General features: G+C 61.1%; 12 protein-coding genes. 8 read left to right on the top strand and 4 right to left on the bottom strand.

The annotated features are described in order from the left end of the window. Positions 1-7 precede the first annotated feature (7 nt). The 4 genes from LOY52_RS03450 to LOY52_RS03435 all read left to right on the top strand — a co-directional run bounded on the left by LOY52_RS03450 (position 8) and on the right by LOY52_RS03435 (position 4,594). On the top strand, positions 8-1,114 hold the full coding sequence (locus tag LOY52_RS03450; RefSeq protein ID WP_258678191.1) for an ABC transporter permease: 1,107 nt from the start codon (positions 8-10) through the stop codon (positions 1,112-1,114). Next, the gene (locus tag LOY52_RS03445) at positions 1,114-2,040 is read left to right on the top strand and encodes an ABC transporter permease (RefSeq protein WP_003221385.1); all 927 of its coding nucleotides are present in this window, start codon (positions 1,114-1,116) and stop codon (positions 2,038-2,040) included. Before LOY52_RS03450 ends, LOY52_RS03445 begins: the two co-directional genes overlap by 1 nt. A 248-nt stretch (positions 2,041-2,288) precedes the next feature. After that, positions 2,289-2,975 carry an SDR family oxidoreductase gene (locus tag LOY52_RS03440; RefSeq protein ID WP_095138233.1) on the top strand — a complete coding sequence of 229 codons (687 nt, stop codon included), beginning with the start codon at positions 2,289-2,291 and terminating at the stop codon, positions 2,973-2,975. A 260-nt stretch (positions 2,976-3,235) separates the two neighbouring features. Continuing rightward, positions 3,236-4,594 (top strand): 8-oxoguanine deaminase, encoded by a 1,359-nt coding sequence (locus LOY52_RS03435; RefSeq protein ID WP_258678190.1) that lies wholly within the window; start codon positions 3,236-3,238, stop codon positions 4,592-4,594. Between the two features lie 48 nt (positions 4,595-4,642). Here the strand turns inward: LOY52_RS03435 and LOY52_RS03430 are convergent, their stop codons facing one another. Further along, on the bottom strand, positions 4,643-5,734 hold the full coding sequence (locus LOY52_RS03430) for a calcium:proton antiporter (protein WP_222016702.1): 1,092 nt from the start codon (positions 5,732-5,734) through the stop codon (positions 4,643-4,645). A gap of 286 nt (positions 5,735-6,020) precedes the next feature. On the opposite strand from LOY52_RS03430, the gene LOY52_RS03425 reads away from it, so the two are divergent. The 3 genes from LOY52_RS03425 (at position 6,021) to LOY52_RS03415 (ending at position 9,241) form a co-directional block, all read left to right on the top strand. Beyond that, positions 6,021-7,094: a BMP family ABC transporter substrate-binding protein gene (locus tag LOY52_RS03425; RefSeq protein WP_258678189.1), complete on the top strand. Its 1,074-nt coding sequence runs from the start codon at positions 6,021-6,023 to the stop codon at positions 7,092-7,094. A 145-nt stretch (positions 7,095-7,239) separates the two neighbouring features. Next, positions 7,240-8,205: an isopenicillin N synthase family oxygenase gene (locus LOY52_RS03420; RefSeq protein ID WP_258678188.1), complete on the top strand. Its 966-nt coding sequence runs from the start codon at positions 7,240-7,242 to the stop codon at positions 8,203-8,205. An 82-nt stretch (positions 8,206-8,287) separates the two neighbouring features. Then, positions 8,288-9,241 (top strand): adenosine deaminase, encoded by a 954-nt coding sequence (locus LOY52_RS03415; protein WP_003221371.1) that lies wholly within the window; start codon positions 8,288-8,290, stop codon positions 9,239-9,241. A 110-nt stretch (positions 9,242-9,351) separates the two neighbouring features. Here LOY52_RS03415 and LOY52_RS03410 read toward each other — a convergent pair whose 3' ends face one another. The 3 genes from LOY52_RS03410 to LOY52_RS03400 form a co-directional block, all read right to left on the bottom strand. Next, the gene (locus LOY52_RS03410) at positions 9,352-10,731 is read right to left on the bottom strand and encodes an MFS transporter (protein ID WP_258678187.1); all 1,380 of its coding nucleotides are present in this window, start codon (positions 10,729-10,731) and stop codon (positions 9,352-9,354) included. Positions 10,732-10,860: 129 nt separating this feature from the next. Beyond that, on the bottom strand, positions 10,861-11,592 hold the full coding sequence (locus tag LOY52_RS03405; RefSeq protein WP_202370076.1) for a helix-turn-helix transcriptional regulator: 732 nt from the start codon (positions 11,590-11,592) through the stop codon (positions 10,861-10,863). Positions 11,593-11,908: 316 nt separating this feature from the next. Beyond that, on the bottom strand, positions 11,909-12,838 hold the full coding sequence (locus tag LOY52_RS03400; protein WP_258678186.1) for a LysR family transcriptional regulator: 930 nt from the start codon (positions 12,836-12,838) through the stop codon (positions 11,909-11,911). 118 nt (positions 12,839-12,956) lie between these two features. On the opposite strand from LOY52_RS03400, the gene LOY52_RS03395 reads away from it, so the two are divergent. Beyond that, positions 12,957-13,250 (top strand): putative quinol monooxygenase, encoded by a 294-nt coding sequence (locus tag LOY52_RS03395; protein ID WP_096794850.1) that lies wholly within the window; start codon positions 12,957-12,959, stop codon positions 13,248-13,250. The last annotated feature ends 8 nt before the right edge of the window (positions 13,251-13,258 follow it).

Below are 13,258 nucleotides of genomic sequence, written 5' to 3'. Positions count from 1 at the left end.
TCCCAACATGCTGCTTTCCCTCGAACCCCGTGGCCAGCAATCGCGCCTGATGCTGTGGTGCTCGCCGTTGCTGGCGGCGCTGCTGACCCTCGGTTGCGGCTCGCTGCTGTTCATCGCCCTGGGGCATGATCCGCTGCAAACCTTGCACACGCTGTTGATCGCACCGGTCAGCGATCTGTATGGCGTCTCCGAACTGCTGGTCAAGGCGCTGCCGATTCTGCTTTGCGCATTGGGCTTGGCGGTGGCGTACCAGGCGCGAATCTGGAACATCGGCGCCGAAGGTCAGTTGCTGCTCGGTGCACTCGCCGGCAGTGCCTTGGCGGTGAACATCATCGACCTGCAAAGCCGTTGGGCACTGGTGCTGATCCTGCTCACCGGCACCGTCGCCGGCGCCGCTTGGGCCGGGCTGACGGCATGGCTGCGCACGCGCTTCAACGCCAACGAAATCCTCACCAGCATCATGCTCAACTACATCGCGCTGAACCTGTTGCTGTTCTGCGTCCACGGGCCGCTGAAAGATCCGGCCGGCTACAACTTTCCCGAGTCGGCGATGTTCGGCGACGCCAGCCGCCTGCCGCTGCTGATGGAGGACGGCCGAGTGCATGCCGGGGTGTATTTCGCCCTGCTCGCACTGGTTGCGGTGTGGGTGTTGTTGCAGAAAAGCTTCGTCGGTTTCCAGATCAAAGTGCTCGGTCTGGATAAACGTGCGGCGGGGTTCGTCGGCTTTCGCGAAAAACGTCTGATCTGGCTCGCGCTGTTGATCAGCGGTGGTTTGGCCGGGCTCGCCGGGGTTTGCGAAGTGACCGGGCCGATCGGGCAATTGGTGCCGCAAGTCTCGCCGGGCTATGGCTATGCAGCAATCACCGTGGCGTTTCTCGGGCGGTTGAACCCGATCGGGATTCTGTTCTCAAGCCTGCTGATGGCGCTGCTGTACATCGGCGGTGAAAGCGCGCAAATGACCTTGAATCTGCCGCAAGCGATCACCCAACTGTTTCAGGGAATGATGCTGTTTTTCCTGCTGGCCTGCGACGTGCTGATTCTCTATCGGCCACGCCTGAAACTGCGCTGGGCACGGCGCACCTCGACCACCGCCGTAACCGCCGGAGCGCTGTGATGGATATCGATCTGTTGAGCAATATTTTCTACGCCATGGTGCGTTGCGGCACGCCGCTGTTGTTGGTGGCGCTGGGTGAGTTGATCTGCGAGAAGAGCGGCGTGCTCAACCTCGGGCAGGAAGGAATGATGCTGTTTGGCGCGGTGATCGGTTTTATCGTCGCGCTGAACAGTGGCAACCTGTGGCTCGGCGTGTTGCTGGCGATGCTCGCGGGGATGCTCTTGTCTTCGCTGTTTGCCTTGGTTGCGCTGGTGTTCAATGCCAATCAGGTAGCGACCGGGCTGGCGCTGACGATCTTCGGTGTGGGCCTGTCGACCTTTGTCGGCGCGGCGTGGGTCGGCAAGCCGTTGGCCGGATTCGAGCCGTTGGCGATTCCGTACTTGAGTGAGATTCCGCTGATCGGGCGCATGCTGTTTGCTCAGGACTTACTGGTGTACCTGTCGTTCGCCCTGTTTGCACTGGTGGCGTGGGTGATCATCAAGAGTCGTGTCGGGTTGATCATTCAGGCCGTTGGCGAGAACCCGGACGCGGCCAGTGCGATGGGCCTGCCGGTGCTGACCGTGCGCACGCTGGCGGTGCTGTTTGGCGGGGCGATGGCCGGTTTGGCCGGGGCGTATCTGTCGCTGGCGTACACGCCGATGTGGGCGGAAAACATGACCGCCGGACGCGGCTGGATCGCGCTGGCGCTGGTGGTGTTTGCCAGTTGGCGGGTATGGCGTTTGTTGCTCGGGGCGTATCTGTTTGGCCTCGCCAGCATCCTGCACCTGGTGGCGCAAGGCTTGGGACTGGCGATTCCGTCGAGTCTGCTGGCGATGCTGCCATACGTGGCGACGATTGTGGTGTTGGTGCTGTTGTCGCGCGATGCCGTTCGGACTCGGTTGTATGCGCCGGTGTCGTTGGGGCAGCCGTGGCAGGCCGGGCATTAGGGTGGTGATGCCACTGGCCTCATCGCTGGCAAGCCAGCTCCCACAGTGTCCGTGTTGTGTACATGATTTGCGAACACCGCTGAGCGGCCTGCGAACTCGAGCAGCAACCACGCTAAAGTCTGGAGTATGCTTCGGGATCAACAGCTCTTTTGAGACCCGGCTCGATGTGTTGCGACGAGTGTTGCAACTACGGCTCGGTCAGGCGTGTCCATTGAATCCGTGAACCGTAATCTTCAAGGAACCGAGTCATGTCCCAGGCAAAAAACGCACTGATCATCGGCGCCTCCCGTGGCTTGGGCCTCGGGTTGGTGAAAACCCTGTTGGCCGATGGCTGGCAAGTGACCGCCACGGTGCGCAATCCGCAAAAGGCCGAGGCGCTGCAAGCGCTGGGCAAGGTGCGGATCGAGAAACTCGACATGGACGACCAGCAGGCGGTGATCGCCCTGAGCCAGCAGCTCAAGGGCGAGACCTTCGACCTGTTGTTCGTCAACGCCGGGGTCAAAGGTCCGGAAGTGCAAACCCCGGGCGGCGCGACACTGGCCGAAGTCGGGCAACTTTTTTTCACCAACGCCGTGGCGCCGATCAACCTGGCGCAGCGCTTCGTCGGGCAGATCCGCGACGGCAGCGGCGTGCTGGCGTTCATGAGTTCCGGCCTGGGCAGCGTCACCGTACCCGACGCCCCGGAGCTGGCGCTGTACAAGGCGAGCAAGGCCGCGCTGAACTCGATGACCAACAGTTTCGTCACGCAACTGGGCGAGCAGAAACTCACCGTACTGTCGCTGCACCCGGGCTGGGTGAAGACGGATATGGGCGGTGAAGGCGCCGACCTGGATGTAGAGACCAGCACTCGCGGGCTGATTGATCAGGTGAATGCGTACACCGGCAAGGGCGGGCATCACTTCATCAACTACAAGGGTGAAACGATCCCCTGGTAAGCCAACAAGACCTTTGAATTCGCACATACCTGTAGGAGCTGCCGAAGGCTGCGATCTTTTGATCTTAAAAACAAGATCAAAAGATCGCAGCCTTCGGCAGCTCCTACAGGGGTGATGTGTTGGCTTGTCGGGTCGGGCTTGCCCGATCCGGCGATTTGTTTGAAACTGCGCGCCTCGTCCATCGCGGCGACCCTGGATCAGCAGACAGGGCAACACTGAGCTGGCAACCCTGAACCCCACTTTCAGAGGAGCCGGCCACAATGCCTGCGACCCGTACCTGGTTAAAAAATCCCCTCGCCATTTTCACGGCCAACGCGCTCGATGCCCGTGGCGGTCTGGTGCTGCAAGACGGCGTGATCGTCGAAGTGCTGGCAGCCGGTCAGCAACCGTCGGCGCCGTGCAATGAGGTGTTCGATGCCCGCGAGCATGTGATCCTGCCGGGCCTGATCAACACCCATCACCACTTCTATCAAACCCTGACTCGCGCCTGGGCGCCGGTGGTCAATCAGCCGTTGTTCCCGTGGCTGAAAACCCTGTACCCGGTGTGGGCACGGCTGACCCCGGAAAAACTCGCCCTTGCGACAAAAGTGGCCTTGGCTGAATTGCTGCTGTCGGGTTGCACCACTGCCGCTGACCACCATTACCTGTTCCCGGACGGGCTGGAAAACGCCATCGACGTACAAGTCGACACCGTGCGTGAACTGGGCATGCGCGCCATGCTCACCCGCGGTTCGATGAGCCTCGGCGAGAAGGACGGCGGCCTGCCGCCGCAGCAGACCGTGCAGGAAGGTCAGGTGATTCTCGACGACAGCCAGCGCCTGATTCACGAGTACCACGAGCGCGGCGACGGTGCGCAAATCCAGATCGCCCTGGCCCCGTGCTCGCCGTTCTCGGTGACCCCGGAAATCATGTCGGCCAGCGCCGAACTGGCGAACCAGCTCGACGTACGCCTGCACACCCATCTGGCCGAAACCCTCGACGAAGAGGATTTCTGCCTGCAGCGTTTCGGCCTGCGCACCGTGGATTATCTGGACAGCGTCGGCTGGCTCGGCCCGCGCACCTGGCTGGCCCACGGCATTCACTTCAACCCGGACGAAATCGCCCGCCTCGGCCAGGCCGGCACCGGTATCTGCCATTGCCCGAGTTCGAACATGCGCCTGGCCTCCGGCATCTGCCCGAGCATCGACCTGACCGATGCCGGCGCGCTGTTCGGTCTGGGCGTGGACGGTTCCGCCTCCAACGACGCGTCGAACATGATCCTCGAAGCGCGGCAGGCGTTGTACATCCAGCGTCTGCGTTACGGCGCCGAGAAGATCACCCCGGAGCGCGTGCTGGGCTGGGCGACCAAAGGCTCGGCGAGCCTGTTGGGGCGTACCGACATCGGTGAGCTGGCGGTGGGCAAGCAGGCAGATCTGGCGTTGTTCAAGCTCGATGAGCTGCGTTTCTCCGGCAGCCATGATCCGATCTCGGCGCTGCTGTTGTGCGGTGCCGATCGTGCGGATCGGGTGATGATTGGTGGCAAATGGCGGGTGATTGATGGTCAAGTCGAAGGCCTTGACCTCAAAGGCCTGATCGCTGATCACAGCCAGGCGGCTCGCCAGTTGATCGCCGGCACCTGATCCAATAAAGACCCCTGCGGCAGCTCCTACAGGGGATTTATGGTGTTTCTAGAGGCCGAGCAGGGAGAGCATGATGAACGTCGCAAACAGCACAAAGTGAGTCATGCCTTCGATGGCATTGGTCTCGCCATCATTCAGGTTGATCGCACTGACGATCAGCGTGATGAAGATCATCACCGTCTGCACCGGGGTCATCGCCATCTGAAACGGCTGACCGGTGTAGAGCGCCATCGCTTCCATCACCGGCACCGTCAGGATCACCGTCGACAGTGACGCGCCCATTGCAATGTTCACCACCGATTGCATGCGGTTGGCCAACGCGGCACGCAACGCCGTCAGAATCTCCGGCGCCGCGGAAATCGCTGCCACCAGAATCGCCGTGATCACCGGCGGTGCGCCCGTGCCTTCCAGGCCCAGATCGAGGGTCTTGGACATCACTTCGGCCAGTGCGCCGATCACCACCACGCCGAACACCAGAATGCCGATCGACCACGCCAGGCTTAGCGGTTTCGGTTCATCCTCCACCGGTTCTTTCTTGCGGCGTTTATCCGGGTAGCTGTAGCTGAAAAAGTAACTGTGCGGCCCGACCTGCATGCGCAGGAACAACGCATAAAGCACCACCATCGCACCGATGGTGAACGCTGAATAAATCTTCCAGTTGGCCGCCGGAATAAACTCCGGCACCACCATCGATACGCCCATGGCGGTGAGGATCATCACGCTGTAGCTGCGTGCCGAATCATCGTTGTACGACTGCTCGCCATGCTTGAGACCGCCCATCAGCGCGGCGAGGCCGAGGATGCCGTTGATGTCGAGCATCACCGCCGAATAGATCGTGTCCCGCACCAGCGTGGCGGACGCCTCGTTGCTCATCATGATCGCCAGGATCACCACTTCCACCAGCACCGCAGCGAGGGTCAGGATCATCGTGCCGTAGGGGTCGCCGACTTTTTCTGCGAGCAGTTCGGCATGATGGGCAACGCGCATCGAGGCGGCGACGATGAAGGCGATCAGTACCAGCCCGCAGATCAGCGCGACAATCTGGCCGCTGTGGAGCATCCAGTGTTCCAGCGGATAAGCGATGCACGCGGCAATCACCGCCAGCAGCAGAAAGCTTTCTTGCTTGAGGATCGTGAGCATGGCGGGCCTTTTTGCCGAGAGATTCGAATGAGCTACTGACTGCGGCGTGGCGCTAACGTTTCGTTACACCTTAGCGCACCAGTGGATGGCAGCTGGTTCAGACATGCACTTTTATCGGCCTTGCCGGCCTCTTCGCGAGCAGGCTCGCTCCCACATTTGATCGCGTTGCCCTGTGGGAGCGAGCCTGCTCGCGAAGGCCGCACCTCGGTTTTGGATTGTTTGTTGTCCTGTTGGTCAGCAATTTGCATTGCCCCTGACCACACACAACAAAATGGAGCTCCAATTCATGCAAATACGTCCGCTGCACAAACTGCTGTGCGCCGCCATCGGTCTGGGGATCAGCCTGAGCGCCAGCGCTGCCGATCCGCTGAAGGTCGGTTTCGTCTACATCGGCCCGATCGGCGACCACGGCTGGACGTATCAGCATGAACAGGGGCGCAAGGCGCTGGCAGAGAAATTCGGCCCGCAGATCAGCACCAATTACGTCGAGAACGTCGCCGAGGGCGCCGATGCCGAGCGGGTGATCCGCAACATGGCCAAGGACAACTACGACCTGATTTTCACCACCTCCTTCGGCTACATGAACCCGACGCTGAAAGTCGCCAAACAGTTTCCCAAGGTCACCTTCGAACACGCCACCGGCTACAAGCAGGACAAGAACCTCGGCACCTATCTGGCGCGCACCTACGAGGGTCGTTATGTCGGCGGCTTCCTCGCGGCGAAGATGACCAAGAGCAAGAAGATCGGCTACGTCGCTTCGTTCCCGATTCCGGAAGTGATCCGCGACATCAACGCCATCCAGCTGGCGCTGAACAAGTACAACCCTGGCACCGAGATCAAGGTGGTGTGGGTCAACTCGTGGTTCGACCCGGGCAAGGAAGCCGACGCCGCCAACGCGCTGATCGATCAGGGCGTGGACGTGGTGTTCCAGCACACCGACAGCCCGGCGCCGATCCAGGCCGCCGAACGGCGTGGCGTGTACGCCGTGGGTTACGCCTCGGACATGGCGCATTTCGGCCCGAAAGCGGTGCTGACTTCGATCGTCAACGACTGGGCACCGCATTACATTCAGGCCACGCAAAGCGTGATCGACCACAGCTGGAAATCCCAGGACTACTGGGGCGGGCTGAAGGAAGGCACGGTTGAACTGCCGATCAGCGATCTGGTACCGGCACCAGTGAAAGCCGAGGCCGAGCAGATCATTGCCGACATCAAGAGCGGTAAGTTGCAACCGTTCACCGGGCCGATCAAGGATCAGGCCGGCGTGGAGAAAATCCCTGCGGGGGTGAGCGCAACCAATGCCGAATTGGCGTCGATGAACTATTACGTGGAAGGGATGAAGGCCGAGATGCCGAAGTAATCCTCCGATTCACCACACAAAACCCTGTGGGAGCGAGCCTGCTCGCGAAAGCGATGTGTCATTAAACAAAAATGTTGTCTGATACTCCCTCTTCGCGAGCAGGCTCGCTCCCACATTGGAAACTCAGCGTATTCAAGGATTGTGTATGGATCAGCTCCCGATCATCGATATCAGCCCGCTCTATTCCACCGAGCAAAACGCCTGGCCCGCCGTCGCCGCACAGATCGACAAAGCCTGCCGCGAATGGGGCTTTTTCTACATCAAGGGCCACCCGATTTCCACACAGCGCATCGACTCGCTGCTCGATCAAGCCCAGCGTTTTTTTGCACAACCGACCGAAGAAAAGCTCCGGATCGACATCACCCAGACCCGCCACCATCGCGGCTATGGCGCCATCGCCACCGAACAGCTCGATCCCGACAAACCCAGCGACCTCAAAGAAACCTTCGACATGGGCCTGCACCTGCCGGCGAACCATCCCGACGTGCTAGCAGAGAAACCCTTGCGCGGGCCCAATCGTCATCCGCCAATCGCCGGTTGGGAAATGCTGATGGAGCAGCACTACCTCGACATGCAGGCGCTCGCGCAAACTCTACTGCGGGCGATGACCATCGCGCTGGGCATCGAGCGCGACTTCTTCGACACCCGCTTCAATCAGCCGGTCAGTGTGCTGCGGATGATCCACTACCCGCCGCGCCACACCGCCAGCAGCGCCGAGCAGCAAGGCGCCGGGGCGCACACCGATTACGGCTGCATCACCCTGCTCTACCAGGACAGCGCCGGCGGCTTGCAGGTGAAGAACGTCAAAGGTGAATGGATCGACGCGCCGCCGATTGACGGCACCTTCGTGGTCAACCTTGGCGACATGATGGCGCGCTGGAGCAACGACCGCTATCGCTCGACCCCGCACCGGGTGATCAGCCCGCTGGGGGTGGATCGCTACTCGATGCCGTTCTTCGCCGAGCCGCACCCGGACACCCGTATCGAATGCCTGCCCGGTTGCCAGGACGCACAGCACCCGGCGAAATATCCGACCACCACCTGCGCCGAATTCCTGCTGTCACGCTTCGCCGATACCTACGCCTATCGTCGCGAGCCGCAAGCAGTGTGATGGATCGCTTGGTCAGGTTTTGCCAATTGTTTCGGCGCGCATCTGTAGAATGGCCGCCATCTGCACCTGATGAGAAAAGAATATGTACGATTGGCTCAACGCCCTGCCCAAGGCCGAACTGCACCTGCATCTGGAAGGCTCGCTGGAGCCAGAGTTGCTGTTCGCCCTGGCCGAACGCAACAAGATCGCCCTGCCGTGGAGCGATGTCGAAACCCTGCGCAAGGCCTACGCCTTCAACAACCTGCAGGAATTCCTCGACCTGTATTACCAGGGCGCCGACGTGCTGCGCACCTCGCAGGACTTCTACGACCTGACCTGGGCCTACCTGCTGCGCTGCAAAGCGCAGAACGTGATTCACACCGAACCGTTCTTCGACCCGCAGACCCACACCGACCGGGGCATCCCGTTCGAAGTGGTGCTCAACGGCATCGCCGCGGCACTCAAGGATGGCGAACAGCAACTGGGCATCACCAGCGGTTTGATCCTGAGCTTCCTGCGCCACCTGAGCGAAGACGAAGCACAGAAAACCCTCGATCAGGCGCTGCCGTTCCGTGATGCGTTTGTCGCCGTCGGCCTCGACAGCTCCGAGATGGGTCACCCGCCAAGCAAGTTCCAGCGTGTGTTCGACCGCGCCCGCCACGAAGGCTTCCTGACCGTCGCCCACGCCGGTGAAGAAGGCCCGCCCGAGTACATCTGGGAAGCCATCGACCTGCTGAAAATCCAGCGCATCGACCATGGCGTACGCGCCATCGAAGACGAGCGCCTGATGCAGCGGATCATCGACGAGCAGATCCCGCTGACCGTGTGCCCGCTGTCGAACACCAAGCTCTGCGTGTTCGATCACATGTCGCAGCACAACATCCTCGACATGCTCGAGCGTGGGGTGAAGGTCACCGTCAACTCCGATGACCCGGCGTACTTCGGCGGTTATGTCACCGAGAACTTCCATGCGCTGCATGAACACCTGGGCATGACCCAGGATCAGGCCAAGCGCCTGGCGCAGAACAGCCTGGATGCGCGTCTGGTAAAACCGTAAGCAACACCGCATAACCCAATGTGGGAGCGAGCCTGCTCGCGAAGGCTTCATGTCAGTCACAGTTTGAGTTGTCTGACATACGGTTTTCGCGAGCAGGCTCGCTCCCACATTTACACCGGTGTCGACTCTGTCAGCTCTTCCAATGTCTTGCCTCGCGTCTCCATCCCGAACAGCCACACCACCCCCGCCGCAATCGCAAAACACAGCGCCCCCAGCGCAAACACCCCGCCCTGCCCGGTAATCGGGAACACCAGCCCGGTCACCAGCGGCCCGAGCAACGAGCCGACACGGCCAATCGCCGAGGCAAATCCCGAGCCGGTGGCGCGCGCCGAGGTCGGGTACAACTCCGGCGTGTAGGTGTAGAGCACCGCCCACATGCCGAACAGGAAAAACTGCATCAGCAATCCCGAGCTGATCAGCAACGCAACGTTGCCGCCGAACACCGCGCTCTGCCCGTAGAGAAACGCCATCACTGCGCCGCCAAGCAACGTCACGATGCACACCGGTTTGCGCCCGCAGCACTCCACCAGCCACGCCGCCATCAGGAACCCGGGAATCCCGCCCAGGGAAATCAGCACGGTGTAATACACCGACTGGGTCACGGCAAAACCCGACTGTTGCAACAACGCACTGAGCCACGACGTCAGCCCGTAAAAACCAAGCAAGGCAAAAAACCACAGGCTCCAGATCATCGTCGTGCGCTGGCGATATTGCGGCGACCAGATCTGCTTGAGCGCCGAGAAAAAGTTGCCCGGCGGCGTTACTGTCCTTGGCAAGCGCACCGGCTCAGGCAGCGTTTCCACACCGAGCGACGTGCGTACGCGCGCCTCGATTGCGGCCAGGACCTTGTCCGCTGCTTCGTGGCGTCCGGCCTGCTCCAGCCAGCGCGGTGATTCGGGGATAAAAAACCGGATCGCCAGCACAAACACCGCCGGCACCGCCAACACCAGAAAGATGTCGCGCCAGCCAATCAGCGGCAGCAGGAAGTACGACAGCACTCCGGCGGCGACAAAACCCAGCGGCCAGAAACCGTCCATCAATGCAATGTAGCGCCCGCGCCGTTGCGCCGGGATCAGCTCCGAAAGCATCGACTGCGCAATCGGAAACTCCATGCCCATGCCGATCCCCAGCAGAATGCGGAACAGCGTCAGGCTCTCGACCGTTTGCGCGGTTGAACACAGATAACTGGCCACACCCCACAGCACGATGCTCCACTGAAACACCGGTTTACGCCCGAAACGATCGGCGAGCATCCCCGATAACGACGCCCCCAGCACCATGCCGAAAAAACTCGAACTGGCGAGCAGGCCGGCTTGTGCACTGCTCAAGCCGAATTCGGTTTTGATCGAGCCGAGCAGGAACGTCATCATGGCCAGGTCCATGGAATCGAAAAAGAACGCCAGGGCAATGATGATGAAAATGACCCGGTGATAACCGCTGAGCGGCAGCCGTTCCAGGCGTTCTGCCGCGCTGAAGTTTCGCGTATCCATGCCCCATCCCCCATCCACAATGTGTGCGGATCGAGTGTGCGCGATAACGCCTCAGCGCTTTTTCTGGATACGACCTGTTCGCAGTCACAGGCGACGCCAGCGTCGAAGTGTCGGCCAGTGAACGCTCTACTACGCCAACTCCAGCTCGGTTTCCTTGGCGAAACGCTGGATTTCCCGCTGCCCGGCGGGGGTCACCTGCAAGGCGCGTGAATCCTTGGGCAGCGCCAGCCAGCCGGACTGCATGAACAGTTGCAGCACCGCCGCGCCGAGCGAGCCACCCAGATGCGGGCGCCGTTCGCTCCAGTCCGGACAGGCGCACGCCACCTGAGCCTTGCGATGAGCGAGGGCCTGGATAAACACACCGCGGTTGGCCAGTTGTGTCGAGCCTTTGAGCGTCACCACGACCCGCTGCTCGATCTGTTCGAGCCAGCCAGCATCGAGCAGACGCTGATACAGATCGGCGGCCAGCGTGCCTCCCAAATGGTCATCACAAAAGCGCGCACGCAGCAGTGAAGACGGCGCAGTCTGGGGATTGGCGCTCGGCGTCGAGCGTTTGAATACGTGAGGAATTTCTCGCGGTGCGCTGGCGATTGTGGCACTGGCCAGGGCTTCAATGGCCGCCGCGATCTCCGGGGCTGCCAGGCGGAAAAAGCGCTTGCGTCCACGGACCTCGACTTTCAACAGGCCCCCGGCGGACAAACGCCCCAGATGCGCACTGGCCGAAGATGGCGACAACCCTGCCAGCAGCGCCAGCTCTTCAGTCTGGCGGGCCGAGCCATCCATCAACGCCCACATCATCGCACTGCGCTTGGGGTCGGCCAGCAGCGTGGCGATCTGGCTGATGCAAGGTGCATGTTCCATGTGTTCACTCCCTGTTGAATCGTATCGTCTACTGCTCGAAGACATCTTGACCAGTAATGTGTCGTCGGCCAAGACGGGTAAAACGCCATGATCCGGAGCACGCCAGGCCGGTGCTGCTGCACCCGTCAATGGTGTGTCCGCGGCGATTGTGCAGCGCTCGCCAGGCCCTGTAAAAACCGCGCGGATTCTGTCCTGGCCGGTTATCGGTGCAGGTTTGAGGCGCTCGCTAGTATAAGCGGGATACACGCCGCTTCCTGCGCCGTGGCTGACTCGAATGGTGATAGTTCCTGAGAGAAATTTCGCTAATTGCCTGCGACTAATGATCAACTTTCGGGAAATGCGGAAATTGACTACTCAATTCGGCGCATCGGCTGGCGAGCATTTCCCTCAAAAGGTTCACCGGCTTACTCAATTGAGCGCGATGGGCGCACAAAAGATTCAGTGGAGCGCGCTCGCAGAGCAATTCCGGCAGCAACACCTTGAGGCGTCCGGCAAGGACATCCGCGCCAACGTCGAGCCACGATTTGTAGGCGATTCCCGATCCCGCCACCGCCCACAACCGCACGACGTCGGCGTCATCGCTGAAGCGATCGCCACTGACCGTCAGGCCGACTTCACGTTTACCGTCATGAAAACTCCAATGGTCGTGCACGCGGCTGCCGAGCATGTACAGCAGGCAATTGTGCTGCGCCAACTGTTCGAGCTGACGCGGTTCGCCGTGGCGCGCCAGGTACGCCGGTGAGGCGCAAAGCACGCGGTGATTGTCCGGGGCGATGGGCAGCGCCACCAGACTCGAATCCTCCGGCTCGCCATAGCGCAGGGCGATGTCCACCGGCTGGCGGAACAGGTCGGCGATGCGATCACCAAGCAACAGGCGCACGGTCAGCTTCGGATGCTCGCGTTGAAACTCGTCGAGCCACGGCAACAACAGGTTGCGCCCGAAATCCGAAGGCGCGGACAACTGCAGGATGCCGCTGACCTGATCCTGTGCACTTGAGAGAAAACGCCTGCCTTCATCCAGCGAACTCAACGCGGCCCGCGCGTATTCGAGAAAACCCTCGCCCTCGGCAGTCAGGCGCAGACTGCGGGTCGAACGCGCCAGCAACCGCACGCCCAGTTGCTGTTCGATGCGTTTGAGCGCGGCACTGGCCACAGCGGCAGACATGTCCATCACCCGCGCCGCTGCGGACAGGCTGCCCAGATCCGCCGCGCGAACGAACAACTGCAAATCGTCGAAACGCAGCATTCTTAGCCTCGATTATCAAAAAAATATTGAAAGAGACTGCTCTTTTAGCCGGTTTTATCGCGCCGAGAAATAGCCAATGATGGGTTCAAGCGAATTTATCCCGCGACTGGAGCCAAACATGTCCCAAGCATTCACTGCCATCGCCACCCTGATCGCCAAACCCGGCCAGCAGGACACCCTCGAAAACGCCCTGCGCGCACTGGTTGAGCCGAGTCGCGCCGAAGAAGGCTGCAGCCAGTACGACCTGCACCGCGACCTCGCCGATCCGCTGACCTTTTATGTGATCGAACACTGGGCCAGCGAGGAAATCCTTTCGGCGCACAACGCCAGCGCGCATTTTCAGAACTTCCAGGCCGCAGCCGGACACTGCATCGAACACTTCCAATTGAAACGCCTGGGCGCCATCGCCTGAGCCCGTCT

Origin of the sequence: Pseudomonas sp. B21-051, assembly GCF_024748795.1 — a bacterium.
Classification (GTDB): domain Bacteria; phylum Pseudomonadota; class Gammaproteobacteria; order Pseudomonadales; family Pseudomonadaceae; genus Aquipseudomonas; species Aquipseudomonas putida_A.
This window is presented reverse-complemented; position numbering and strand designations above follow the sequence as displayed.